A 23,983-nucleotide genomic window follows, 5' to 3' on the forward strand; every position below is an offset into this window, starting at 1 on the left:
CGAAATAGGGTGCTCCAGCGCCTATCGTTCGACCAGATGGATCGGCAAAGGGTGCATCGGCCGCAGCGTGACCTTCATGATCGGCTTTGGCGAAGGTTCGTTCGGACCGGTGACGCGGAACCTTTGCAGCAGGACGGCAAGGATCGCAACGGCTTCCATCATGGCAAAGCCATTGCCGATGCAGACACGCGGGCCGGCACCGAACGGCATGAAGGCAAAGCGATGGCGGCTCTTGGCAGTCTCGGGTTCGAAGCGCTCGGGATCGAAAACCAGCGGGTCCTCCCAGATGGAGGCGTGACGATGCACGGCATAGATCGGCACATAGAGGATCGTTCCGGCCGGAATCGTATAGGCGCCAAGGGTAAATTCGCGCAGTGCCGCGCGCGAGATGATCGGGGCCGGCGGGTAGAGCCGCATGGCCTCGGAAAAGACCTGTCGGGCATAGGTGAGTTTGCCGACATGTTCGGCAAGAAGCGGGCCGCCATCTGTGGCAGCGGCGATCTCGTCGAAGAGCCTGGCCTGACAGTCCGAATGGCGGGCCAGGAGATGGAGCGTCCAGGCAAGGCCGAGCGCCGTCGTCTCGTGTCCGGCGGTGATGAAGGTCATCAGATTGTCGATGATCTCTTCGTCGTTCATCGTGCGACCCGTTTCCGGGTCGGCTGCACCAAGCAGCATGGACACGAGGTCGCTGCGCTCGATACCACTGCGCCGCCGTTCGGCAATCACTTTAGCAAGGGTCGCCCGCAGGAAGGTCACGGCCGCTTTTGCTTTTTCCTTGCCTGGATGCGGCATCCACTCCGGCGCGCCGAGCAGGCCCAGCGCAAATTTCCAGCCAGTCGGCTTCAGATAGTCGGTGATGTTACGCTCGACTCTGTCGACATCGATGCCTTCGCCGCCAGACATCATCGTCTCGACGATAATGTCGAAGGTGGTGCGCATCATTTCCTGGCAGAGGTCGAGAGCGCCGTCTTTATGCGTGAGCCAAAGATCGCGTCTGCGCTGGGCGGCTGCGATCATGGCTGGCTGAAGTTCGAGAAGCTTTTCGTGGCGAAAGGCACCGGCCACGGATTGACGCTGCCATTTCCAATGAGCGCCATCCGAGGTCAGGATGCCATCGCCGAGCGCTGGGCCGAGCAGGCGGCGAACATCCTCGCCCTTGCCGAGCGCATCGGAATTCCTCACGAGAGCCTGGTAGATAAGTTCTGGATCGGCGAGATAGACCCGTAATTTTCCGCCTAACCGCGTAAAGACAACTGGCTCATCGAAGATCTCGGGTGGCAGCGCATCAAGGGGATTGCGGATCAGTGAAAGGAGCACATGCGGCATCGACCGTGGCGTCAGGGGAAATGCGCCCGGCGATGGATCGGCCGTGTTTACGCGTGCATTCATCCTTCCGCCTCCTTGTTCAGTTCCACGAATGCCTGTAGATCAGGATTAAGGCATTTACCTTAGAACAGGTAAGGTGAATACCTTAGGCATTCAAGAGGAAAAAAGCGTGGCGGAAAACAAAGGCAAAAGAACGGAGCCGACAGCACGGCCCAGTACGCGCGAACGGATCCTTGTCTCGACATTATCGCTCTTCAACCAAAAAGGCCCCGAGGCAGTGACAACGGCGGAAATCGCAGAGGCTGTCCGTATCAATCAGGGCAATCTCTACTACCATTTCCGCACCAAGGAGTCCCTGGTAGTGGCCCTGTTTTCCCGGTTCGAGGCCGATGCGCTGGCGCTCGTCGCCGAGGCGGATGCCGTGCCCGCGCCCGACTCGAAAGCCTATGCCGGCTTTCTGCGCAAATGGTTCTCCCTCGTCTGGACCTATCGCTTCCTCTTTCGCGACCTTCCGGGCCTATTGGCGACCGCGCCGGGATTGAGGGGGCCGATTCTGGCTGTCAGTGCCGGCATGCGTCTTTCGGTCGATGTCATTTTTCAGCGCATGGAAACAGCCGGTCTCATCAGCGTCGCTGCGGATGACAGGAAGCCGCTATTGGCCAATGTCTGGATCGTCTCAACCTATTGGGCCGTTTATCTCGGGCTGCAGGAAGGCGTTCGCGACCTAAGCCCGCAGCACGTCCATTGGGGGCTGAGCCAGGTCGCGAGCCTCTTGCGTCCCTATCTTTCACCCCAGGCAAAGGCCGATCTCGAGGAGATGCTTTCAGAGCCCCTTGCCTGAACTCTGAATACCGGCATAGCTGGGTGACCCGCGAGGTTAAGATGCGCGCGCAACAGCATCGCGAAGATTGCGATAGCCTGTCGCCGGATGCGGTGCGACAAGCCTTGGTCCGCTGCCGCCGAGTTTTTCCCGCAGTGTTCCCGAGCGGTAGTCGGTCTTGTAGACGCCGCGCTTCTGCAGCTCGGGAACCAGAAGATCGACGGCATCCTCAAAGCTTTCGGGCGTCACGGCGTAGGCCAGATTGAAGCCGTCGACATCGGTATCCTCTATCCATTCCTGCATCAGGTCGGCAACCGTTTGCGGCGAGCCGACAAAGACGGGGCCGAAACCGCCGATGCCGACCCAGTCGGCCATTTCGCGCACGGTCCACTCTTTGTTCGGATCGATCGTGGTGAAGGTCTCGACTGCGGACTGCACCGCGTTGGTATGGCGGTGGCGAAGCACCTCGTCAGGCGAGAACTGGCCGAAGTCGATGCCGGTCCAGCCTGATATCAGCGTCTGCGCGCCTTCGAAGGAGGCGTATTGCCGGTATTCGTTGAACTTGCGCTGCGCTTCCGCGTCGGTCTCGCCAAGGATCACGGTCTGGAGGTTGAAGGCGAGGATTTCGCGCGGGTTGCGCCCGACACGCTCGGCCGCTTCGCGAACATTGGCGACATAGCGGTTCAGCACCGGCTTGGAGGGTGCTGCCACGAAGATGCATTCGGCATGCGCGCCGGCGAAATCCTTGCCGCGGCTGGAGGCTCCTGCCTGATAGAGCACCGGCGTCCGTTGAGGCGAGGGTTCGCTCAAATGAATGCCGGGAACGGCGAAATGCTTGCCGGAATGGCGGATGGGATGCACTTTCTCGGGCCGCGTGAAGATGCCTTTTTCCCGGTCGCGGATAACCGCATCGTCCTCCCAACTGCCTTCCCAGAGCTTGTAGCAGACTTCGAGATATTCTTCCGCCAAGCCGTAGCGGTCATCGTGCTGCGTCTGCGCAGACTGGCCTATATTCAGCGCGCCGCTGTTCAAATAGGAAGTGACGATGTTCCAGCCGACCCGCCCCTTGGTCAGGTGATCGAGCGTCGAGATGCGTCGCGCGAAGGTGTAGGGATGCTCGAAGGAGAGCGAGGCGGTCAGCCCGAAGCCAAGATGCTCCGTCTCATAGGCCATGGTCGGGATAAGCTGCAGCGGATCGTTGACCGGCACCTGCGCGGAGTGGCGTAGCGCCGCGTCGACATTGCCGTTCAGCACGTCATAGACGCCGAGCACGTCGGCGATGAACAGCCCGTCGAATTTGCCGCGCTCCAATGTCTTTGCCAGATGGACCCAATAATCCATATCCTTGTAGGTCCAGGACTTGTCGCGCGGATGCCGCCACAGGCCTGGTGACTGGTGTCCGACGCAGTTCATGTCGAAGGCGTTGAGCCTGATTTCGCGGGTCATGTTGTTATTCCTGCATGATAAGGATCGGCGGCATTCAGGCGCCGACGGCTTTCTTGTTGACGAAGCTGAAGGCGAGCACCGCGAAGATCAGGAGACCGGTGCCGACCTGCTGCCAGTAGAAGTTCAGGCCTGTCAGCAGCAGGCCATTGGCGACGATGCTCAAAAGCAGCACGCCGAGCACCGTGCCGGCGACATTCGGCCGGCCGAGCGGCGAAAAGGTCGTGCCGATGAAGGTGGCGCCTATGGCGTTCAGCATGAAGCCGTTGCCGGAGGAGGGGATATAGACGGTCACCGTGGCCGTCAGGATCAGCCCGGCAAAGGCGGCGATAATGCCGGCGAGAATGAAGGTTGCGGCGACATGGGCTCGGAGCCCGATCCCCGAATAGCGCACCGTCCGCGGCTGGATGCCGATCGCCAGAACCACGCGCCCGAAGCGCATCCTGGCAAAGAGCAATGCGGCACCGGCGATGATGACGGCCGCGATCAGCAGCGGCACGGGAATAGTGCCGAGCGTTCCATGGCCGATAAAACGAAATGCCTCGGGCACACCGGATGGCGGCAGATAGACCGGATTGCCGCCATCCGTCAGCAGCTGCTGGATGCTGCGGCCGATGAACAGCGTTCCAAGCGTTGCCAGGAATGGCGATACGCCGATTCCGGAAATCAGCACCGCGTTGAACGCCCCGACCAGTGCCCCGGCGCCAAGGCCCGCCAGAGCAGCCAAAGGCACGGGCACGCCAGCCAGAATGCTGGAAACGAAAGCAAAGCTCGCAAAGTCGACGGATGTCCCCACAGAAAGATCGATGCCACCGGCCGCAACGGCAAAGGTCATGGCGATCGAGACGATGGCGAGCAGCGTGAAATTGTTGACGAGAATGCTCTGCAGGTTGCCGGCGCTGAGGAATGTCGGCGCGACCGTCGAGAAGAGCGAGAAGACGGCGATGAGCGCGACGATGAGGCCATATCGGGCAACACCTGCGAACGGTCGTGCTGAAACAGCGGTAGCGGACATGATCAGATCTCCCGTTTGCGCAGCAGGGTTGTTGCCGAAACGACAATCAGGATCAGCAGCCCCTGAACACCGCTCACCAGCGTGCTCGGCAGGTTCAGAAGCTGGAAGCCGTTGATGAGGAAGCCAACGAACAGGGTTGAGATCAGCGTGCCGCCGATCGTCGGCACGAGCCGGCGCGAGAAGACCGAGCCAAGCAGGGCCATTACGACGACCGGAAGCAGCATCTCGCCGGAACCGGTCGTGCTGCCGCTGAGATAGGATACCGATAGGATGCCGGCGATCCCGCCGCAAAGTCCGCTGGCGACGAAGGCGCCCGCGACCAGCTTTTTCAACGGCAGGCCGGCCGCGCGCGCGGCTTCGGGAAACTCGCCGACGGCGTAGAGCCGCAAGCCGAGCGGCGTATATTGCACGATGGCCGCGGCGATGATCGTAAAACCGATCAGGATATAGGCGAGAATCGGTATGCCGAAGCCATCCGAGGCCGAAAGGATTGTCAGAAAATCGGTCGCCGCCGGAAGAACTGTATTCTGGGTCAGAACCAGTTCCAGGCCGGCGACGACATTCATGACAGCCAGTGTTGCCAGCAAGGGCACGATGCCCGCCAGCACGATCGCCAGCGCGTTGACGGCCCCGATCGCCAATCCGGTGGCAAGTGCACCCGCGCCGGCAGTAAGATCATTGAAACCCAGCTGAATGAGCGTTGCATAGACCGCGGCGCTCAGGCCCATATTGGCCGCAAGCGAAAGGTCGATGCCGCCGGTGACGACGTTGGAGCCGCCAGCGATGAGGACGATCGTCAAGCCGATGGCGAGAACGCCCGAGATGGCCGATTGGCCGAGCACGTTGCCGATATTGCCGACGGTCAGGAAGTAGGGTGCCGTCAGCGCGAAGATCACCAGGATCGATAGGAAGGCGAGCAACGAGCCGAAGCGCAGGGTTGCGGCTGCAAGCTTGCTGCCCGATGGCAGCGACCGCCTGGCCGGAGCCTCGGGAAGGGAGGCAAATTGGACATCAGCCGACATGGCGCAATCCTTCCACGGCGCCGGTCGATGCCGACAGCACTTCATCCGTTGTGGTCTGTGAGGAAACGAGCTCGCGCGTCAGCCGGCCGCGGAACAGCACGAGGATCCTGTCGGTAATGCCCACGAGCTCGGGCAGGTCCGACGACAGCACGATCACGCCGGCGCCGCGTGCGGCAAGCTCGCCGATGAGCGAGTAAATCTCCACCTTGGAGCCGATATCGACACCGACTGTCGGCTCATCCAGCAGATAGATTTCCGACTGGCGGCTCAGCCATTTGGCGATCGCGACCTTCTGCTGGTTGCCGCCCGAGAGCGTGCGCACCAACGCTTCGCGGCCGGCCGTCTTGATCTGCAGGCGCTTGATTAGCTCGTCGGTATCGCTGCCCTCGCGTTTACGGTCGAGAAAGCCGAAGCGCGTGTAGCGGGAAAGGCTCGACAGCGTGATGTTCTCCCGCACGCTGAGATCGAGGCCGACGCCGTGGCCGCGACGATCCTCAGGCACCAGCGCCAGCTGATGGTCGACAGCCTCGACCGGGCTGCGCGGTTTGAGCGCCTTCGTCTCGATATCGATCTCTCCGCTCGTCGCCGCCTGCAGTCCGAAGAGGGTGCGCACCAGATCCTTCGCCCCGGAGCCGAGCAAGCCGGTGATTCCGAGGATCTCGCCGCGGCGCAGGGTGAAACTGACATCGTGGAAGCGATTGGCTGCCGAGAGATGACGAACCTTGAGAATTTCGGCGCCGAATTCCACCTGCCGTTTCGGGAACATCTCTCCGATATCACGCTCGACCATAAGGGTCGCGATCCCGTTCGCCGAGGTCTCGCTCATGGGCAGGGAGGCGACATCGACGCCGTTGCGGAGCACCGTGACGTCGTCGCATAAAGCCTCGATCTCGTTAAGATAGTGCGAGATGTAGATGATGGTCACGCCTTCGCTTCGCAGACGGCGGATCAGGCGGAAGAGAATGTCCGCCTCCTGCCGGACCAGAGCAGCGGTCGGCTCGTCGAAGACGAGAAGTTTCGGTTGGTGCAACAGCGCTCGCGTGATCTGAACGATCTGCTGCTCGGCCGTCGAGAGCTCGCTGATCAGCGCGTTCTTCGGCAAATCCACGCCGAAATAATTGGCAAGGATCTCCCGGGCGCGATGCTGCATCGCGCTACGGTCGATAAAGGGCGTGCCACCGAGGCGCAGCTCCCTGCCGAGGAACAGCGTCTCGCCCACGGTGAAAGTCGGAACCAGCAGCCGGTCCTGGTGGATAAAGTGAATGCCGAGTTCTTCGCACAGATGCGGCGTCAGCCGATCATAGCCTAGGCCTTCGATTTCGATGCGGCCTTCATCCGGCTTGTGCAGGCCGGCAAGAAGCTTGATCAGTGTCGATTTGCCGGCGCCATTCTGCCCGACCAGCCCATGCACGGTACCGCGGCGTACGGTCAGCGACGAGCCGGCCAGTGCCTGCGCACCGCCGAAGTGCTTCACGACACGGTCAAAGCGGACGACATGGTCCCGGCTGTCGGCCGCAGGCGCTGGCTCGGTTGCTGTCATTGGAAAAGGCCCTCGCATTGTGCGGGGCGATGCGGCGAAAGCCGCATCGCCGGTTCATATGTCAGCCGATGCCAAGCTTCTTGACGATGTCGGAGACGTTGCTCTTATTGGCCAGAAGAGCAGGTACGTAGGTTTCGCGCGGGAGGGTTTGCCCCGCCAACAACTTGGCGACGTTGCGGATGGCGGTGCGGCCGATTTCTGCCGGTTGCTGGGCCGCATCGGCGCCAGCAGGCGAGTTCGGATCGGCGACCAGCTGCAGCACTTCCGGGCTGCCGTCGACGCCATAGGTGCGGATTTCCGTGCGGCCTGCGGCGGCAAGAGCCTGCGTGGCGCCGAGCTGGGGAATATCCCAGGCGGACCAGATGGCCTTGATAGAACCCTTCTCCGGATACTTGTTGAGGATCGCGGTGATCTGGGCGAAGGCGTCCTGAACCGTGTTGGGAATGACGTCCCGTAGCTCGGGTTGAATGATCTTCACCTTCGGGAAATACTTGACGACATTGACGAGCTGATCATAGCGGATCGCGCAGGGCGTGACGCCATAGAAGCCGTTGAAAGCGATGATATTGCCTTCGCCGCCGATATCGGACACGAGCTGCAGCGCCAGATCCTTGCCGATACCCCAGTTGTCGGATGTGGTGTTGTTGATCGAATTGGTGGAGCCGACATCGACGGTCAGGACGGGAATACCCGCGTCCCGTGCCTTTTTCAGCCAGGGATCGATGACGCTCAAGGTGCCGAGAATCTGGACGATCGCGTCCGGCCGCTGTGCGATCAGTGTCTGCAATTGGGACACCAGCTTGCCGTCGTTACGGCCGGCATCGACGGCGATCGGCGTGCCGCCGAGCTTCTTTACTTCGTCGATCTGGGCATTATAGGCCTGCAGATCGAAATAGTGGTCGGTTCCCGTTGCGCTGATGGCGATACGCTTGCCTTTTAGAGACAAGGCATCGTCGGCTGCTGCCTTGCTTGAGATCAGCCCGGCAGTCGCCAGGGCTGCGCCGGCAGCGGTCAGTTTCAAAATGTCCCGGCGCCCAAGGCCGGTCGTTTGCTTATTGTCCATTAAAGAATCCTCTCGAGCAATAGAGCATAAAATAGATAGATTTAGGCGCATTACAGAGGAATGGTTTTCCAAAACACGAGCGGCCGGGGAAATTTCCGTGGGCCGCTTCCGGGGCTCAGCGATCAGGGTTTCTGCCGAGCCCATAGGTTAGCGCCAGTGCACCTACGAGAACTGCGCCCTTGACGAAATCCTGCGTATAGTAAGGGGCATTCAGCATGGTGAGCCCGTTCAGCAATACGCCGACGAATACTGCTCCGACGATCGTGCCAAGCACGTTCGGGCGGCGCAGATTGAGGACGGCGTAGCCGATCAACGCGGCCGCGACGGAATCCATCAGCAGGGAGCCCCCGGAGGAGACGTCGCCGCGCCCGACGCGGGCGGCAATGACGATGCCGCCGAGGGCTGCGAGCACGCCGGAAATCACATAAGCAAATGTCTTCAGCCGCGTTGTCGAAGCGCCGGCGAGCCGGGTGGCGAGTTCGTTGCCGCCGGTGGCGAAGAGCAGCCGGCCGATGCGGGTCCGCTCGGTCAGTACGAAAAGCACGATGGCGACGACCGCCATCAACACGACGGCGACTGGCAGGATGGAAAAGAGATTGTAGCGGCCGATCAGAAGGAAGGATGGATCAAAGGCGCCCGTCGCCTTCGAGCCGTCCGGCAGCACCATGCCGGTCGAAATCGAGCGTCCAGCCGTCGGGATCAATTGCAGGCCCGAAAGAAGGAACATCACTGCGAGCGTGGCGAGCAGATCCGGCACGCGCAGGCGCACGATGAGGAAGGCGTTGACGAGGCCGATCACGGCGCCGAAGGTCAGCACCAGAGGCACGGTTGCGAGAGCGTCCAGGTGCCAGACGATCATGGCATAGCTTGCCGCCATGACGCTGGAGGCGGCAATCGCGCCGATGGACAGGTCGAAACCGCCGACGGCAAGGGTGACCGTGACGCCGGCGGCGAGGATCGCAACAACAGACACGGCCTGCAGGATACTCATGAGATTTGCGATCGTGATGAAGGCGGGCTGTGCCGCGGTAAAGCCGACCAGCATGGCCAGGAGCAGGAGGAACACTGCGCCCGCGCGGAGATGGTGGCCGACTACAGCAAGGCGGCCTTTGACGCCGCGGCCGTCCTGTGCGGCCGCAGCCGCAAATCTGTCGTCATCGATCGTTGTCATGCGGAAATGCCCTCAATGGCTGCGGAAATTGTTTTGTTGCCAGCGATGGGGCGCAGCACGTGGTGATCCATCGTGAGAATGCGATCGGCGACCTCGTAGGCTTCCTCCGGGTCGGAGGTGGCAATCAACGTCGCGCGGTCGCTGCGCGCACGGATCGCCTTTATGATGTCCTGCCGCGCGCCGACATCGACCCCCTGAAAGGGTTCGTCGAGCAGCAGGAGCGGGCATGGTTCCGCCTCCCAGCGCGCGATGACGGCCTTTTGCTGGTTGCCGCCGGACAAGGTCCAGATAGAGGCTTGCGGACCCGCTGCCTTGATGCCAAGGCGCGAAATCGCCTTTTCCGCCTCGCGCCGCTCACGGCCGCCGAGCAGGAAGCCATGGGGATACCATTTGTCGAGATGCGGCAGGCTGATCGTCGCCGCCAGGGAGGAGCCCGGCCAGGCATCCGGCATGAGCGAAGAGCGATGGCGATCCTCTCCTGCCATGGCGACGCCGGCTGCGACTGCCTCGCCAGGCGAGCGAGGCCGATAAGGTCGTCCGTTGAGCAGCATATCGCCCCCGGCCAACCGGGTGGTGCCGAAGATCGCCGCCAGCAACCGGCTTTTTCCGGCCCCGAGTACGCCGGTCACGGCAACCACTTCGCCGGCATGAAGGCTGAGGTCGAAGGCTTCGCTTTGCGAAAATAGCCGCGTGCCGCGCATTTCAAAGACCGCCGGGCCCGTGGCCTGCCGCACATCGGGGCGCGCGCTATCCAGCCTGCGGCCGATCATCGCTTCGATAGCGGCAGAAAAGTCGATCGGCCGGGAAACGCTGCCGACCACCCGTCCGCCGCGCATGACCAGCGCGCGATCGGCTATAGCCTCCAGATCCGCCGTCCGATGCGAGATATAGAGGATCGCCAGACCCTGAGCACGCAGCCGCAGGAGGACATCGAAGAGCCTCCGGCTTTCGGTTCCCGATAGACTGGCTGTGGGTTCGTCGAGGATCAGCAGTTCTGCCTTGTTGGCCAAGGCGCGCGCGATTGCCACGAGCTGGCGGTCGGCTGCCGAGATATCGCCGAAATCACGATCGAGCGGCAGTGAGAAGCCGGCTGCGTCCAGCATTGCCTTGGCCTCGCGCCGAACGCTCTTGCGCGAGACGAAGAAGGGTGTTCCGCGCTCGGCGAACCGGTTGAGCAGCAGAACATCGGCGACGGTCAGTCCGGCAGGACCGATGAGATCCGTCGATTGATGGACGGTGACGACACCCGCCCGAGCCGCTTCAGAAGGGCTTCTGGGCAAGAACGGTTGCCCGTTGAGCCGGATCGTGCCGCCGTCTGCGGCAAACACGCCCGACAGAATCTTGACCAGCGTCGATTTTCCAGCGCCGTTGGCACCCATCAGCGCGACGATCTCTCCGCGCTCGATCGCAAAGCGCGCGGCATCGACGGCGCGTGTCGAGCCGAAGCTATGCGTAATATTGGAGACGTCAAGAAGCGCCATTCAGAGGGATCCGGGTTCCTGTTCGAGCGCTGATAGTGCGCAGCATGGCCACCGGATTTCCAGGCAAGCCCTTGCCCTGAAGGCCTGCCGAGGCGAACAAAGAATCTCAGAAGGCCGCGAAATTCGGATGATTTACTCTACTAAAAACATAGAGATTATATCTAATAATTTCATGCGTCGCAGGGTTGGCATTCCGTCAGACGACGCTTCCGATTGATCACGAGGATCGCGACGATGAAATCCCTTCCGCGGCTTGCCCTGTCAGCCGCCATTCCGCTCTTTTTCACGCAAGCAGCAATGGCCGGCGGCGTGAGCGGCGCTCCTGCTCCCTTCGACAAGGGCGGCGTCAAGATCGCTCTCATCAGCTACATTTCCGCCGGCGACTTCTTTCAGGCCTATCAGGCCGGCGCCGAAGCCCAGGCCAAGGCGCTCGACATCGATCTGCGCGTCTTCCCGGGACGTCAGGATGCCGCCGAACAGCGTGAGCAGATCCTGCAGGCGATCAACCTCGGTGTCTCGGGCATCGTCATCGATCACGGCCTGCCGGAATCGCTCGGTGACGTCGTGCAACAGGCGCTCGACAAGGGCATCAAGGTCGTCGCCTTCGACGTCAATCTCAACAATCCGAAGATCCCGCAGGTCGAGCAGAGCGACCACGAGCTTGCCGATCTCGCCTTGAAGCAGGTCGTCAAGGATAATGGCAGCAGCTTCAAGGCGGGCTATGTCTATGTCGCAGGCTTTGCGCCGCTCGACCGCCGCAATGAAGTCTGGGAGACGTTCAAGTCACAAAATACTGGTGTGGTCGAAAAGGCCCGCTTCGGCAATGTCAGCGATACGACGGCAACCTCCACGACCGACCAGGCAAAGGCGGCGTTGACAGCAAATCCCGACATCACTGTCGTCTTCGCCCCCTATGACGAATTTGCCCGTGGCGTGAAGCTTGCGGCCAACGATCTCGGCATCGGGAGCAAGCTGAAGATCTATTCGGCTGACGTTTCCACCGCCGACATTCAGGAGATCATCGAGCCGGGCAGCCCCTGGGTTGCGACCGTCGCGACCAATCCGGCCGTTGTCGGCGCCGTCTCCATTCGCGCCGCCGCCCTGCAGGTCGCCGGTCAGGATGTTCCGCATCAGATCACCGTCAAGCCGACGCTCCTGACCCAGGAGGGACTGCGCACCGCCGGTGTCAAGACGATCGAGGAACTGGCGCAGAAGGTTCCGGCGTTCAGCACGAGCGACGCGGTGACCGCCACCTGGATCCCGGACAAGCTTTTCTAAGCTGCCTGCCTCGATTTGTCGGCGGGATCACGAGACCCCGCCGGCTCATGTCATAGAATCGGAGTGATACCATGAGCCAGTCCAACGTCGTCTTCGCGAGCAATCGGAATGCCACGCGAGAGGATCTCTTTGCCAGGGCCGAGGAAATTGCAGCTGACCTTTCGAAACGCGCCGCCGAGCTGGACCGTGAAGGCCAGCCGCCGCTTGGCGAAATCGTCAAGCTCAAGAATGCGGGATTGCTGAATGCGCTGCATGCGCCGCAGATCGGCGGCGGTGGTCTCGATTGGGTTGATGGCCTGCGTTTGACCCGCATCCTCGCCCGCGGCGAAAGCTCTATCGGCCAGCTTCTCGGCTATCATTTCGTCAACAGCCAATATGTCTACTGGGCCTTCGACGAGGCGCGCGCACAGGAGCTCGGCGGCAAGACGGTGGCTAACAGCCTCTATTGGGGCGCGGCCGTCAATCCGCGCGATCCCGGCCTCGTGCTGACGCGGCGCGGCAACGGCTATGTCCTGAACGGCCGCAAATCCTTCTCCACGGCGGCGCACGTCTCCGACTATATCAACGCCAATGCCGCCCTCGACGACAGGATCGTCGGCTTTGCCGTTCCGACCAATCGGGCGGGTTACAAGGCCAATGACGATTGGGATAATTTCGGCCAGCGCCTTTCCGATAGCGGCAGCGTCGAATTCCATGATTTCCCTGTTTATGAGGAGGATCTGGACAAGGTCGCAACGACCGGCGGTGCCGCGCCCGTCTTGGCTACGTTCAACACGCCGCTCATTCAGCTTGTTTTCGTGAACTTTTATCTCGGGACCGCCGAAGGCGCGTTGCGCGAGGCGGTCGATTATGTCCGCACGACGACGCGGCCTTGGGTGACCTCAGGCGTCGAGCGGGCGACCGACGATCCTTATATCCTCGAGCGCGTCGGCGAGCTGACCGCCGCCTTGAAGGCGTCTGCGGCCCTAGCCGATAGCGCCGCCGCTGTCGTTCAGGCCAATCTTGCCAAGGGTCATAAGGCGACCGCGCGTGAACGCGGCGAGGCTGCGGCCGAAGCCTATGCGGCGAAGGTCCATGCCACGCATGTTTCTCTTGATGTGACTGCCCGCGTTTTCGAGCTCACCGGCGCGCGTTCGACAGCTGAGAAATATCGCTTCGACCGTTTCTGGCGCAATGTGCGGACCCACACGCTGCACGATCCCGTCTTCTACAAGGCCAGGGAAGTCGGAGAATTCGTTCTCAACGACACGATCCCCGAGGTCAGTCTCTACAGCTGAATACACATGGTTATGAGGTATTTCCCAGTGTGAGCGAAGCGCTGTTTACAGAGAGTTTTACAGTGCTTTGTTTGTTTCTCGCATATCTCTGATGCGGCCTGCTTATGTCGGCAGGCCTCATTCGGCTGGCGAATGGCTTCGCATGTGCCAGACCCGCGATTCCACCGTCGGACGATCTCCGATCCGATTCTCTCATGTCATCCAAATAGAGCCGAATTCGGCAAGTCAGGCCACGCGGCTACAGAGCCGCGAATGTGCTTGCTTTGAATCCGCGGGCTCCGCTGAGGATCAGTCCGATTCCGGATGAGATCGTGATATCGTTGACGTCCGCAACAACGTGACGAAAATCGTGGTAAGTGAGACAAGGACATGACTGACAGGCTAAAAGGCAAGATCGCAATTATATCCGGAGGGGCGACCGGCATGGGAGGAGCCGCCTCCCGCCTGTTCGCACGGGAAGGTGCAAAGGTCGCAATCATCGACCGGAACGGCGATGCAGCTGCGCAAACCGTCAGCGATATTCGCGCTGCCGGAGGAACTGCGGAGCATTGGATCGCGGATGTCTCCGACGAGACGGCGGTTACCGACGCGGTCAAGGGCGTGGAAGCCCTATTCGGCGCGGTCACCGTGCTGTTCAACCATGCGGGAACGATCGTCATCAAGCCATTCCTGGAAACGACAGTTCAGGAGTGGGATTGGCTTCATGCCGTCAATGTCCGTTCCATGTTTCTAATGACCCGGGCAGTGCTGCCGGGCATGATCGCTGCGGGCGGTGGCTCGATCGTTTGCACATCGTCGATTTCTGCCGTAGCTGCAACGCCGATGGAAGTCCTGTATGACACCACGAAGGGTGCGGTTCATATGTTCGCCCGCGCGGTCGGCGTCGAATTTCGAGACCGAAACATTCGCTGCAATGCCGTATGCCCTGGATTCATCCGAACGCCGCATGGCCTGCGGGAGGTTTCCGAGTTGCAGGCTCTAGGTGTCGACGTGTCGGATGCCGCTATCGCCGCGCAGCAGGGCCGCATCGGCGAACCCGAGGATGTGGCCCAGGCCGCGCTTTATCTCGCCAGCGACGAATCGCGTTTCGTCAACGGCGCCCACTTGTTTGTCGACAACGGCTTCACCGCGATCTAATTGCGGAGAGGCTCCTTTGGCTGTCGAGCAGATCGATGGCTGAAAAATGGTTGGGGTGGCATGCCCTTTTGAGGCCCTGTGCGTTCGAGCGGTGGATGCCTCATTTTTTCGACACGCCTGCGATGCCGTATTCGACAACGGCACCATGAAACCTTTTGATTTTTAAGCCGTTATCGTGCTTATGACCCACGCTAAATTCAATCCGAAATCGGGCGGCGGTACCAAACCGCGCGGCCTTAAGAAGTCGCGCCAGGAAAAGGCGTCGACTGTCGAGGTCGCGCCGCCGCCAAATGTCATCGAGCCCGATCCAGAGTTGACGCCTGAGGAGGCCGAGCGGGCGCGCAAGAGGTATTTGCTGACGCGTTTCTGGATCAGTGCGCGCGGTTACTGGGGCAGCAGTGGCGACAGCCTCGCTTGGCCGTGCTCAATGGCACTATTGACCCTGATCGGCATCAATGTCGGCTTCCAGTATGGAATCAATATCTGGAATCGCGCGATTTTTGACGCCATAGAACAGCGTAATGCCAGCACCGTATATTTCCTAAGTGCCGTGTTCCTGCCACTCGTGCTCGGAAGCGTAGTCCTTGTCGCTGCCCAAGTCTCCCTTCGTATGGCGATCCAGCGCCGCTGGCGCTCCTGGCTCACTACCGCGGTGATCGCGCGCTGGCTCGCAAACGGCCGGTACTATCAACTGAATCTCATCGGCGGCGACCACAAGAACCCCGAAGCGCGCATCACGGAGGATTTGCGGATTGCCACTGAATCACCTGTTGATTTCACCGCTGGTGTCATTTCCGCATTTCTGTCGGCCTCGACCTTCATTGTGGTGCTCTGGACGATCGGCGGGGCCTTGACTCTGACGATCGGGGGTTCGAGCGTCACTGTTCCCGGCTTCCTCGTCATCACTGCGGTACTCTACGCCGCGATTACGTCCAGCTCGATGGCGCTTATCGGCCGCCATTTCGTCCACATCTCGGAGGTCAAAAATCAGGCGGAAGCCGAATTTCGCTACACGCTGACGCACGTGCGGGAAAACGGCGAGAGTATCGCATTGCTCGGCGGTGAAGAGGAGGAGCGTAACGACGTCGACAAGACGTTCGCCAATGTGCTCAGGCAATGGGCGCTTCTTGCACGCCAGCATATGCGCACCTCGCTTGTGTCGCAGGGGTCGAGCCTGTTTGCGCCAGTCGTACCGATTTTGCTTTGCGCTCCAAAGTTTCTCGAAGGCAGCATGACTCTTGGGCAGATAATGCAGGCTGCCTCCGCCTTCGCCATCGTTCAGAGCGCGTTCGGATGGCTGGTCGACAACTATCCCCGGCTTGCCGATTGGAACGCCTGTGCCCGGCGCATTGCTTCGCTGATGATGTCGCTCGACGGGCTCGAGCGCGCGGAACAGAGCAACGCCCTGGGACGCATCAAGCGCGGTGAAACTGAAGGCGATGCGATGCTCAGCCTGAACGATCTGTCGGTGTCGCTTGACGACGGCACCGCTGTGGTCAAGGAAACCCAGGTCGTGATCGAACCAGGCGAGCGGGTGCTCGTGGCCGGAGAATCCGGTTCAGGCAAGAGCACGCTGGTGCGGGCCATCGCAGGTCTTTGGCCGTGGGGCAACGGCAGCGTCAATTTCCACGCCGACAGACGATTGTTCATGTTACCGCAACGGCCTTATATCCCTTCCGGGACGCTTCGCCGTGCAGTCGCCTATCCGCGTGCCGCCGATGACTGGACGCTGGATACGATCAAGGCAGCCCTCGACAGGGTGGGGCTCGATTATTTGAACGATAAGATCGGGGAGGATGCGCCATGGGACCAGACGCTGTCGGGTGGCGAAAAGCAGCGGCTCGCGTTTGCGCGTCTCTTGCTGCACGATCCCGATATCATCGTGCTGGATGAAGCAACGTCAGCGCTCGACGAGAAGAGCCAGGACAAGATGATGGAGACGGTGATCCGTGAATTGCCGAAGGTCACCATCATAAGCGTAGCGCATCGAGCCGAGCTGGAAGCCTTCCATAGCCGCAAGATCACATTGGAGCGGCGCGAAGGCGGTGCAAAGCTTGTCAGTGATATTGATCTTGTCCACCGCAAGAGAAAACGGAATTTGCTTTTGCGCCTTTTAGAGAACCGGCCCTCCGTGGAGCGGGATCGCGAGTGAGGCGGCGGCGTCCCAGAATGGAAATTGAAGTCTGCCTGGTCGGCGTTCCCGGAGGCGCTGGGCGAGCCTGCATTGTGGAGAGGGCTGTCGTATTGCGCCACCAAGTGGCTCAAAAAACTTCTTGGGCCCGCTATCATGAGGCGAGCCATTCTATCCAGAGGAATTGAGCTTCCGCTCGAGCGCGGATCAGAACTCGAAAATGCGTATGCCTGAGTTCGCAAACGCCATACGCACGAAGAACGCGCCATGGGCTGCTCGCCTCCCGGTGGGAAGGGCCTTTGGAAAAGGCCCTTCCGGCAGCATTATTCCAGGATTTTCACAACCTTACGGGTCTTCGGCTGGACGATAACCCGCTCGTGGTTAACGTAGGCGTAGGCGTAGGTTGGATTATCGGGGACCGGTGTGACAACAACGGTGTCAGGGAGCGGCCGGCCGACAACTATCCTATCTTGCACGACGGTCTCACGGGAAGGCATTGGCTGCTCTTCCACGTAGGTGACGACCTTCTGGGGCGGAGGGTCGATGGCCGTTCCGACGATAGCTCCGGTCACGCCGCCGACTGCCGCGCCCACAGGGCCGCCAACAACTGCTCCGGTAACCGCGCCACCCGCAGCCCCGGTAACTGTCGAGGATTGTGCGAAGGCTGAACCAGCAAGAAGGCCAAAGGCGGCCGCTGCTGAAACGATGACTTTCGTATTCATAGCATTTCCTTTTCCTTTCCTTTTGGGCTCGTACGAGCTCAAAGGGGAATGCCCGTCGCACCAGAATGTTCCTCCCCAGAAGCTGCTTGGCGTCATCACGAGTTGCGCCGTAGCGACAAAATCCGTGAAGGGTGATGCGCACGACATGGGCTCAAGGTCTTGTCCCGATTGCCATATTCATCAGATCATTCAGCGCATGAGGCCGGCGGAACGAAGGGCATTTTCGATGACACCCCGGATACCGTCGGCGGACGCAGGTATTGGTCGTTCCGGCAGCGCGTCGTTTTGGTGGGGCTCGGGATAGCTTCGTTTGCCAAAGGACGGCGCCAGGCCCCAGGATCGGGCGATATGCGCGGTTGAAGAGACGCCGACATCAAGCATGAACGGACCAGTAACGCCGAGACCGCTCTTGGTATCGATCGGCGTTCCGTGACCCAGGCCGTCGATTCTATGGAGCTCGATCGAGACGAAGCCGTCCTCCATTTCCCATCCGGTGATGCGATGGTTGGCTTCCGAAACCGAGGATATGGGCGAAGAGGAAGACACGCCGTGAATGCTTCGCCATTGCTCGACGAGTCCACGGGCGTTCGCCTCGGCGACAATGTGGTCCCGGGTGCCCTGCCAGACAGAGACAATGGGCCACGGCCCTCGATGTGGTGATGCCTCGGTGATCTTGGCGGAAAGGATTGACGCGGATGGAAGGCCGTTACCGCGCATCCGCTCAAAGGCTTCCGGAACCGTAGAGGCGACGTTGTAGGGCAGGCCCGCGATGATTGCGCCGCCCGCGAATACTTCCGGATAGGTCGCGAGCATGACGTTGGCCATCGCGCCGCCGGCTGAAAGTCCGGTGATGAAAACCCGCTTGCGATCTATCTGCTGCTCACGGCATGCCATTTCAATCATCTGAACGATCGACATGGCCTCCCCTTCGCCGCGGCGCGTATCGCCCGGCTCGAACCAGTTGAAACAGAGATTGATATTGTTCTCCCGGCGCTGCTCCGGATAAAGAAGAATGAAGCCATGTTCGTCGGCAAGGCGGGACCACCCAGAACCATGATCGTAGATTTCAGCTGTTTGGGTACAACCGTGCAATACAACGACGAGGGCAGGGGGCTGCTCCGGCGAAGAAGGAACATATATCTTTGCGGCCAGTGCCCCAGGGTTTGAACCGAAGGCTCCGAGATCTCCGAGCCGAGACGTCGCAGCACTATTGCCGAGGTGTCCAGCTCGCTGCTCTGCGAGGCGTTTGATCGTATCGGAAAGGGATGTCATTGCATGCTCCAACTATCAAAGCCGGAATGGCAGTGACAAAAGCAAACGCGCACTGCTCCATTTTGTTGCACTGCACAAAACGATTTACAGGATGAAACAGGGTAGGGGGCGAGCTTTCCGGGAATACCCCGCAGTTTTGAAGCCGCCATACTTGCGACAAACCGTTGCGATGGCCAGGAAAGGGGAGCTTGGAAACATTGACCACCAATTCCGTAACGATCGCTCCGAGGCTGGCAGCAGCGGCGGGTGGGCGGTCATGGTTGATGTCCTCAGGGGCTGCAGGTTTGCGGTGCGAAAGCCTCCCGGTATGGACGTCGTCGCTCAAGGCAGGAAAGAGAATCCGTTATTCGGGCTCCTTATGAACCGGGTTTTTCACGCAATGTCATTGCGATAGGAAGGCAATTGCCGTTGTGCGGTTTGCCAGCCGCCCAATGGAACCACGTTGGCGGCCGAACGTTTCTCTATGGCTATATCGGGCACTGCTGACATTTCGTCAGGAACCCCGAATGGGAGGAAAATATGAAAACGCTGCTGATCGCGATCGGCCTTTTAGCCGCAACAACTTTGCCGGCTCTGGCAGCCGAACCTGTCAAGATGGTCGACACCAAAATGGGCAAGGTCATGGCTACGGAAAAGGGCATGACCCTCTACACATTCGACAAGGATACCAAAGGTAAATCAAACTGCGACAAGGATTGCCTCAAGAAGTGGCCAGCCTTCCATGCTGCCGACAAAGCCAAGGCAGAGGGTGAGTGGTCGTTGGTCAAGGATGCCGATGGCAAGCAAATGTGGGCCTATGGTGGCAAGCCGCTTTATACCTTTACTGGAGATAAAAAGTCAGGCGACATGAACGGCGACGGCGTTGCCAACCTCTGGCACGTGGCTAAATAGCCGGATAGGCATGGAGTTGCAGAGGGCGGCCCTCGGATCGCCCTCTATTTCGTGCTGCAAATTCCCGTACAATGTCTTCGAGGTCCGAAACCTGAACGCAAAGCCCTGCCTTGCGGTTGATGTCGATATGGGGGCCGGCAAGAGAACACGACCCGTTAGCGCGATACGAATGTCGAGGAAATCCGGATACTTCATCGTCCTGGCGCCCAGGAAAAGGCGTCGCGGGCGCGCTGGCGACAGAGTTGTGGAATCCGCCCGCGAATTCTTCCCGACGGAAAATGAATACCTGTCAAGCTCCGCGGAACGCGAAGCCCCCGGTTCATTCTATTCTAAGGTTAGCCAGCGCAGGCGCCTGCTTAGACCTACCAATGCCATCAGCGCGGTAGCGTAGGTCAAAGCGCCGGTAGTGATCTGAAGAAAAAGACCGACCCGCCAGGACATGTCTCCCGACAGATTGTGGACCACCATCACAGTTGCGATCATCATTATGCTCGCAGGCAGGATCAGCAGGATAACTCCTTTCGAAATCTCCACCCAATCCACCTTCGCAATCTTCGACTGCAGTCCGATGCAGGTCGCCAGCGCGAAAGCGGCCGTAAAGCATTGAACGATCGCCAACTCTCTTAGCCCAAACCGTGCAAACACGACGACGGCCGCAAGCGATACAGCAACGTTCAACACTGTAACGGGGAGCCGGTACCGGATTCGATCGATGACGGATAGCGACGCCTCGTTGATGTAGCCAGGTGAAAGCAGCAATTGGCGCACACAAAGAAAGGGTATTATGGAGGCTGCAGGCATCCATGCATCGCCAAGCAGAAGACGTACGACAGGTTCGCATACCTGCGCAAGACCGAGGTACATGGGCGCTGCAATGGCAAACAGAATGAGAAGGAATCTCACGCCGGCGTGGCCGATCGAGCGCGCCGATGCCCCAGGCTGCCCGTGTGCGCGCCGGAAAACCACCCAGCTCAACGACCGCGCCGGTTCGCCCATCAATTCCGACACGACTGAGACGACGCGCTCTGCCGCACGATAGAATCCCGCATCCGCTACCCCTAGAAAACTCCCTACGACCAGGGTACCCGAATATGATCCGAGAAAGACGATCAGACGATTTCCGACGATCTGGCGCGAGAATGTTACGACTTCGACAAACACTGGTGCCGTAAGCCGTAGACGCGGTAGCCGCATCGTAACGATCACGGATCCTGTCAGCAAAACAAACTGGCAAACTATTTTGGCCGCCGCAAGAGCCGATGCATGCGCGTCAAGGTAGAGCAACGCCACTGCCGTAAGCAGGCCTACGACCTCTCCAACGACTCTGACGAGTGCACGTTGATGCAGACGACCGGAAGCGACCAACACGCCGTCGAAAGTGGCGGTTAGCGCCGCGGGCAACATCCAGCAACTTAGAAGAGCGAGAAGCCAACTTTGCGTGAGGTTGGCTGTAAGGGCGTAGAAAACCGCGGTACCGATGAGGCCGACGATCGTAAATATTCCGCCACTGCAAAGCGAGATAGTGGCGACTTGATCGAAGCAATCGCAGCTATCTCGCGATTTCATCATGAATTCCGCCCAGCCACCCTCCGCTATCACCACCAGCAGCATGGCAATGGCCGAAACGAAAGCGAAAAGCCCGAATTCGGCGGGGCTCAGCATGCGTGCCGCAAGGAAGAACATCACGATTTGCGAAACCTGTGAAACGATCTTCGCTACGACGATCCAAACGCCACCGGACACGATCGCCCGTATAAACTGACGTCTTGTGGGTCCGTCCCAATGCGGTGCTTCGCTGTCCGCGCGGGGTTCAGCGTCCTTGGTCGGTGAAAACATGTGAGCGTTCCAGATTGATAGATCACCGGTCGCCTCGCCTCGATTGACGATCTCGGCGGCCGGTGCAAATTAGCGAGTTAGTGGTCGTCACGGCGAAAGATGACCGAATATCGCCGAGCCCAATCAGCCTCGCTGCGATCGATCGGCTCACGGCCCCAGCGAAGCCACGGCCAGCCGGTTTTTAATCCCTCCGCTTCCCATATCTCTTCCTGGTTCATCAGCACGGGCCGGAACCCGAATTCCGTCAACACTCTCGTTTTAACGTCGAGGTCGATCCCGTCGACGACCAGATATCCGTCGCGGGCGACAAGCCTTACCATGTTCCGTAGGCATCGTTCGGCCAAGTGGTCGTCCATCGGCCCCATGAAATTGTTTGCCAGCAGGAAATCCTGCGGCTCGAAAAGCTCCGGAAGCTTATCGTCAGTCGCATCGGCGGTCCGCCAGGTAACGCTTTCCCTCACCCAGTCCCTTACCCGTAACGATCCATCCGCAAGAGGCTCCAGGAGTTTGACGAGTGATGGCACATCAGCGCCGGCGACTTCCGCCCTGCCTGCGGCGTAAAGACCTCCCTCGGCAGCTGGAACATCAGGAAAGTAGACGCCTCGCCTTGCGGCCTCCACCACCGCATCCGATATGTCTGCGCCCTGCGCGGTGATATGCAAATCGCTCCGAAGGCTTTTGATCGTGTAGAGAACGGAATAGAGTTCGGCCCCGGTACTGCACCCAATAGACGCGATCTTTAGGTGGCTGCTACGCGGATAGTGCGATGCGAGTGTTGCAATAGTCGACAACAGCGGCGGGTTGCGCATGAACTGGGTATAGTGCGACTGAAACTTCCCGGTGTGACGGGTGAAGTGGCGGTAGATGTATCGTCCGGCACGGAACATGGCCGGCGTTCGCCGGGCTGAGTTCGGAATTGTCTCCCAAAGAGCGCGACACAGGCGAAAGGGAGCCTGGCGAAGGGAATTAAATCCAGTGATGGCGAGCGGCATTATATACTCCTTCTAGCGTAACGCCGATCCCAAGGAGGATCAGGCAAAAAAACAGGGGTTCGAATCGGATTGGTGCAAACGCGCGCTGAGAAGCTTTCCTGCGCTATCCTCGAAAGACAGGCCCGGAGATTGCCGAACCCATAACCAGGGGGGCCGGCAAGATGTGGCGTCCGGCTGCTATCGTACGCATGTCGGCTCACTTCGGAGCTCGCGTATTGCGGAAGCGAGACTATCTACCGGGAGCAGAAGTGCGCGGTAGTGTCGCGATAGGGCCTATGAGGGATACAGAAAATTCTGTTGCTCTGGAGGAAACAGCAGCAGCCCATGGGGCAAAAAGTATGCCCGGACGATCTCAGATACGGCAAAATAGAGCGAAGGGCAGATCACATCGAAGGTAGAATAAGCAGCGCTGTAGCGTTTACAGGCTTGCATCGACCGCTGGACCCGTTTGGTTCCAGCGGTGTGGCTGGACCAAATACAATCACGCGGAAGGCGCGACGATCCAGCAGATAGCTCTATCCTGCCCAATTCCCGATGACCTTTTCCCGCGTGGAGATGCGGAATGTTTGCGGCAAGCGCAATCGCCGCCAAAATGCCGACGATCACGAGAAATCTTTGAGCCAAGGATATTTGAAGATTCTGCATACAGAGGTTTTAGGTCGGCCCATCACTCGCCTCAATTCGCCAAACCGGAGCGGGTCATCGTCAAAAAGGCGTAGCGCCAATTCGAGTACCTCCTCGGTTCAAGATAATGGTAGGGCAATGTAAACTTGACGCTGTGAAAACAAGATCTGGGAGTGAGATCTTGGTTCATGCGGCGTGAGGGCGCCTCTGACATCTGGAGAGAGCGCCATTGGACGATCTCTAGCGATGAGGCATATCTTTCGTCAGCTCATCAAAAGAAGGTGCTCGACGTTTTGCCTTCATGAGCAAATCGAGCTCAATCGCCGAGGGGCCAAACCGAACGAACAGGTCTTCGGCGGTGCCACCGTCCAGGCGGTACTTTTTCTGAAATTCCGCCAGTGAATAAGGAGCACCCCTTACGGGGCGTCGTCGTTGAAAAGTCCGTTGTGAATCCATGCCCGACTTCTCCTCGCTGTTTCGACGAAGCAAATCGATAGCGTGGCTGAAAGTTCCACTACGGCCAAAATATTGCAGAAAGGCACATGAAAATAGATCAAGGAGGAATGCGGTGTCGCGGCGCGCGCTGTTTAGCTTTGACCGGTGACATTGGTTCGAACACATCATGCTTGGTTTATGATCTTCGGCCAGATGTTTGTCGTGCCTAAGCAAGTTGAAAGCAGCAGAGCTTTGCCGGTGGCTCGGATAGTATAAGTGAAACCCGGCGAACGGCTGACATCAGTCCTCTGGAGCGGTTCAGCGATTCATGGAATCGCCAAACCGCTCTATCTGTTTATTTTTACGCAATTCCGGACGGAAAAACCGCTGCGCACTTTTCCTGGAATTGCTCTAGGGTGGAGACTCAATCAAACCCACCATATGATGGTGGCAGCGATATAGCATGTAGCTGCGAAGTTGATGGCGAGCTTGTCGTATCGTGTTGCG

20 protein-coding genes and 1 pseudogene are annotated in these 23,983 nt (G+C 59.7%); 7 read left to right on the forward strand and 14 right to left on the reverse strand.

Going from position 1 to position 23,983, the window contains the following annotated elements; all coding sequences use genetic code 11:
- Positions 1–21: 21 nt before the first annotated feature.
- Entirely contained in the window at positions 22–1,389 is a 1,368-nt protein-coding gene (locus FHT29_RS30835) for a cytochrome P450 (RefSeq protein ID WP_047555521.1), read from the reverse strand.
- 106 nt (positions 1,390–1,495) lie between these two features.
- Here FHT29_RS30835 and FHT29_RS30840 point away from each other — a divergent pair, with 106 nt between their 5' ends.
- Positions 1,496–2,167, forward strand: coding sequence for a TetR/AcrR family transcriptional regulator (locus FHT29_RS30840; protein WP_092574301.1), 672 nt, complete (start codon positions 1,496–1,498; stop codon positions 2,165–2,167).
- 36 nt (positions 2,168–2,203) lie between these two features.
- Here the strand turns inward: FHT29_RS30840 and FHT29_RS30845 are convergent, their stop codons facing one another.
- The 7 genes from FHT29_RS30845 to FHT29_RS30875 all read right to left on the reverse strand — a co-directional run bounded on the left by FHT29_RS30845 (position 2,204) and on the right by FHT29_RS30875 (position 10,881).
- A complete protein-coding gene (locus tag FHT29_RS30845) occupies positions 2,204–3,592 on the reverse strand; it encodes an LLM class flavin-dependent oxidoreductase (RefSeq protein ID WP_168600890.1) in 1,389 nt (462 codons plus the stop codon).
- 34 nt (positions 3,593–3,626) lie between these two features.
- Entirely contained in the window at positions 3,627–4,604 is a 978-nt protein-coding gene (locus tag FHT29_RS30850) for an ABC transporter permease (RefSeq protein WP_168600891.1), read from the reverse strand.
- Between the two features lie 2 nt (positions 4,605–4,606).
- A complete protein-coding gene (locus tag FHT29_RS30855) occupies positions 4,607–5,626 on the reverse strand; it encodes an ABC transporter permease (protein ID WP_168600892.1) in 1,020 nt (339 codons plus the stop codon).
- Entirely contained in the window at positions 5,616–7,166 is a 1,551-nt protein-coding gene (locus FHT29_RS30860) for a sugar ABC transporter ATP-binding protein (protein WP_168600893.1), read from the reverse strand. Before FHT29_RS30860 ends, FHT29_RS30855 begins: the two co-directional genes overlap by 11 nt.
- A 61-nt stretch (positions 7,167–7,227) precedes the next feature.
- Entirely contained in the window at positions 7,228–8,229 is a 1,002-nt protein-coding gene (locus FHT29_RS30865; protein ID WP_168600894.1) for a sugar ABC transporter substrate-binding protein, read from the reverse strand.
- A gap of 115 nt (positions 8,230–8,344) precedes the next feature.
- Positions 8,345–9,400, reverse strand: coding sequence for an ABC transporter permease (locus FHT29_RS30870; protein WP_037191449.1), 1,056 nt, complete (start codon positions 9,398–9,400; stop codon positions 8,345–8,347).
- Entirely contained in the window at positions 9,397–10,881 is a 1,485-nt protein-coding gene (locus tag FHT29_RS30875) for a sugar ABC transporter ATP-binding protein (protein WP_092574313.1), read from the reverse strand. The genes FHT29_RS30870 and FHT29_RS30875 overlap by 4 nt, the downstream gene beginning before the upstream one ends.
- Before the next feature lie 234 nt (positions 10,882–11,115).
- Here FHT29_RS30875 and FHT29_RS30880 point away from each other — a divergent pair, with 234 nt between their 5' ends.
- From FHT29_RS30880 to FHT29_RS30895, 4 genes are all read left to right on the forward strand, one after another.
- Entirely contained in the window at positions 11,116–12,159 is a 1,044-nt protein-coding gene (locus FHT29_RS30880; RefSeq protein ID WP_168600895.1) for a substrate-binding domain-containing protein, read from the forward strand.
- A gap of 71 nt (positions 12,160–12,230) precedes the next feature.
- A complete protein-coding gene (locus FHT29_RS30885; protein ID WP_168600896.1) occupies positions 12,231–13,436 on the forward strand; it encodes an acyl-CoA dehydrogenase family protein in 1,206 nt (401 codons plus the stop codon).
- 369 nt (positions 13,437–13,805) lie between these two features.
- Positions 13,806–14,573, forward strand: a complete 768-nt coding sequence (locus FHT29_RS30890) for an SDR family oxidoreductase (protein ID WP_168600897.1) — start codon at positions 13,806–13,808, stop codon at positions 14,571–14,573.
- 181 nt (positions 14,574–14,754) lie between these two features.
- Positions 14,755–16,725: an ABC transporter ATP-binding protein/permease gene (locus FHT29_RS30895; RefSeq protein WP_168600898.1), complete on the forward strand. Its 1,971-nt coding sequence runs from the start codon at positions 14,755–14,757 to the stop codon at positions 16,723–16,725.
- 302 nt (positions 16,726–17,027) lie between these two features.
- Here FHT29_RS30895 and FHT29_RS30900 read toward each other — a convergent pair whose 3' ends face one another.
- Both FHT29_RS30900 and FHT29_RS30905 read right to left on the reverse strand, forming a co-directional pair.
- Positions 17,028–17,426 carry a DUF1236 domain-containing protein gene (locus FHT29_RS30900; protein WP_037191426.1) on the reverse strand — a complete coding sequence of 133 codons (399 nt, stop codon included), beginning with the start codon at positions 17,424–17,426 and terminating at the stop codon, positions 17,028–17,030.
- A 189-nt stretch (positions 17,427–17,615) separates the two neighbouring features.
- Positions 17,616–18,698 (reverse strand): PHB depolymerase family esterase, encoded by a 1,083-nt coding sequence (locus FHT29_RS30905; protein WP_168600899.1) that lies wholly within the window; start codon positions 18,696–18,698, stop codon positions 17,616–17,618.
- A gap of 519 nt (positions 18,699–19,217) precedes the next feature.
- On the opposite strand from FHT29_RS30905, the gene FHT29_RS30910 reads away from it, so the two are divergent.
- On the forward strand, positions 19,218–19,589 hold the full coding sequence (locus tag FHT29_RS30910) for a lipoprotein (RefSeq protein WP_037191418.1): 372 nt from the start codon (positions 19,218–19,220) through the stop codon (positions 19,587–19,589).
- Between the two features lie 324 nt (positions 19,590–19,913).
- Here the strand turns inward: FHT29_RS30910 and FHT29_RS30915 are convergent, their stop codons facing one another.
- The 4 genes from FHT29_RS30915 to FHT29_RS30930 all read right to left on the reverse strand — a co-directional run bounded on the left by FHT29_RS30915 (position 19,914) and on the right by FHT29_RS30930 (position 23,497).
- Complete coding sequence (locus FHT29_RS30915; RefSeq protein ID WP_168600900.1) at positions 19,914–21,425, reverse strand: oligosaccharide flippase family protein; 1,512 nt, start codon at positions 21,423–21,425, stop codon at positions 19,914–19,916.
- 77 nt (positions 21,426–21,502) lie between these two features.
- Complete coding sequence (locus FHT29_RS30920; RefSeq protein ID WP_052212011.1) at positions 21,503–22,312, reverse strand: CheR family methyltransferase; 810 nt, start codon at positions 22,310–22,312, stop codon at positions 21,503–21,505.
- A 378-nt stretch (positions 22,313–22,690) separates the two neighbouring features.
- Positions 22,691–23,062, reverse strand: coding sequence for a hypothetical protein (locus tag FHT29_RS30925; protein WP_131511961.1), 372 nt, complete (start codon positions 23,060–23,062; stop codon positions 22,691–22,693).
- A gap of 219 nt (positions 23,063–23,281) precedes the next feature.
- The gene (locus FHT29_RS30930; RefSeq protein ID WP_080760482.1) at positions 23,282–23,497 is read right to left on the reverse strand and encodes a hypothetical protein; all 216 of its coding nucleotides are present in this window, start codon (positions 23,495–23,497) and stop codon (positions 23,282–23,284) included.
- A gap of 95 nt (positions 23,498–23,592) precedes the next feature.
- On the opposite strand from FHT29_RS30930, the pseudogene FHT29_RS34785 reads away from it, so the two are divergent.
- A pseudogene (locus tag FHT29_RS34785) lies at positions 23,593–23,706 on the forward strand (YkgJ family cysteine cluster protein); the annotation flags it as partial.
- Between the last annotated feature and the right edge of the window lie 277 nt (positions 23,707–23,983).

Source organism: Rhizobium sp. SG741 (genome assembly GCF_012275435.1).
Lineage (GTDB): Bacteria > Pseudomonadota > Alphaproteobacteria > Rhizobiales > Rhizobiaceae > Rhizobium > Rhizobium lusitanum.

What these genes read in the sequence shown, in the direction of transcription:
- FHT29_RS30835 (WP_047555521.1), bottom strand. Translation starts at nt 1,389, where the DNA reads ATGAATGCACGCGTAAACACGGCCGATCCATCGCCGGGCGCATTTCCC.
- FHT29_RS30845 (WP_168600890.1), bottom strand. Translation starts at nt 3,592, where the DNA reads ATGACCCGCGAAATCAGGCTCAACGCCTTCGACATGAACTGCGTCGGA.
- FHT29_RS30850 (WP_168600891.1), bottom strand. Translation starts at nt 4,604, where the DNA reads ATGTCCGCTACCGCTGTTTCAGCACGACCGTTCGCAGGTGTTGCCCGA.
- FHT29_RS30855 (WP_168600892.1), bottom strand. Translation starts at nt 5,626, where the DNA reads ATGTCGGCTGATGTCCAATTTGCCTCCCTTCCCGAGGCTCCGGCCAGG.
- FHT29_RS30860 (WP_168600893.1), bottom strand. Translation starts at nt 7,166, where the DNA reads ATGACAGCAACCGAGCCAGCGCCTGCGGCCGACAGCCGGGACCATGTC.
- FHT29_RS30865 (WP_168600894.1), bottom strand. Translation starts at nt 8,229, where the DNA reads ATGGACAATAAGCAAACGACCGGCCTTGGGCGCCGGGACATTTTGAAA.
- FHT29_RS30870 (WP_037191449.1), bottom strand. Translation starts at nt 9,400, where the DNA reads ATGACAACGATCGATGACGACAGATTTGCGGCTGCGGCCGCACAGGAC.
- FHT29_RS30875 (WP_092574313.1), bottom strand. Translation starts at nt 10,881, where the DNA reads ATGGCGCTTCTTGACGTCTCCAATATTACGCATAGCTTCGGCTCGACA.
- FHT29_RS30880 (WP_168600895.1), top strand. Translation starts at nt 11,116, where the DNA reads ATGAAATCCCTTCCGCGGCTTGCCCTGTCAGCCGCCATTCCGCTCTTT.
- FHT29_RS30885 (WP_168600896.1), top strand. Translation starts at nt 12,231, where the DNA reads ATGAGCCAGTCCAACGTCGTCTTCGCGAGCAATCGGAATGCCACGCGA.
- FHT29_RS30890 (WP_168600897.1), top strand. Translation starts at nt 13,806, where the DNA reads ATGACTGACAGGCTAAAAGGCAAGATCGCAATTATATCCGGAGGGGCG.
- FHT29_RS30895 (WP_168600898.1), top strand. Translation starts at nt 14,755, where the DNA reads ATGACCCACGCTAAATTCAATCCGAAATCGGGCGGCGGTACCAAACCG.
- FHT29_RS30900 (WP_037191426.1), bottom strand. Translation starts at nt 17,426, where the DNA reads ATGAATACGAAAGTCATCGTTTCAGCAGCGGCCGCCTTTGGCCTTCTT.
- FHT29_RS30905 (WP_168600899.1), bottom strand. Translation starts at nt 18,698, where the DNA reads ATGACATCCCTTTCCGATACGATCAAACGCCTCGCAGAGCAGCGAGCT.
- FHT29_RS30910 (WP_037191418.1), top strand. Translation starts at nt 19,218, where the DNA reads ATGAAAACGCTGCTGATCGCGATCGGCCTTTTAGCCGCAACAACTTTG.
- FHT29_RS30915 (WP_168600900.1), bottom strand. Translation starts at nt 21,425, where the DNA reads ATGTTTTCACCGACCAAGGACGCTGAACCCCGCGCGGACAGCGAAGCA.
- FHT29_RS30920 (WP_052212011.1), bottom strand. Translation starts at nt 22,312, where the DNA reads ATGTTCCGTGCCGGACGATACATCTACCGCCACTTCACCCGTCACACC.
- FHT29_RS30925 (WP_131511961.1), bottom strand. Translation starts at nt 23,062, where the DNA reads ATGCAGAATCTTCAAATATCCTTGGCTCAAAGATTTCTCGTGATCGTC.
- FHT29_RS30930 (WP_080760482.1), bottom strand. Translation starts at nt 23,497, where the DNA reads ATGGATTCACAACGGACTTTTCAACGACGACGCCCCGTAAGGGGTGCT.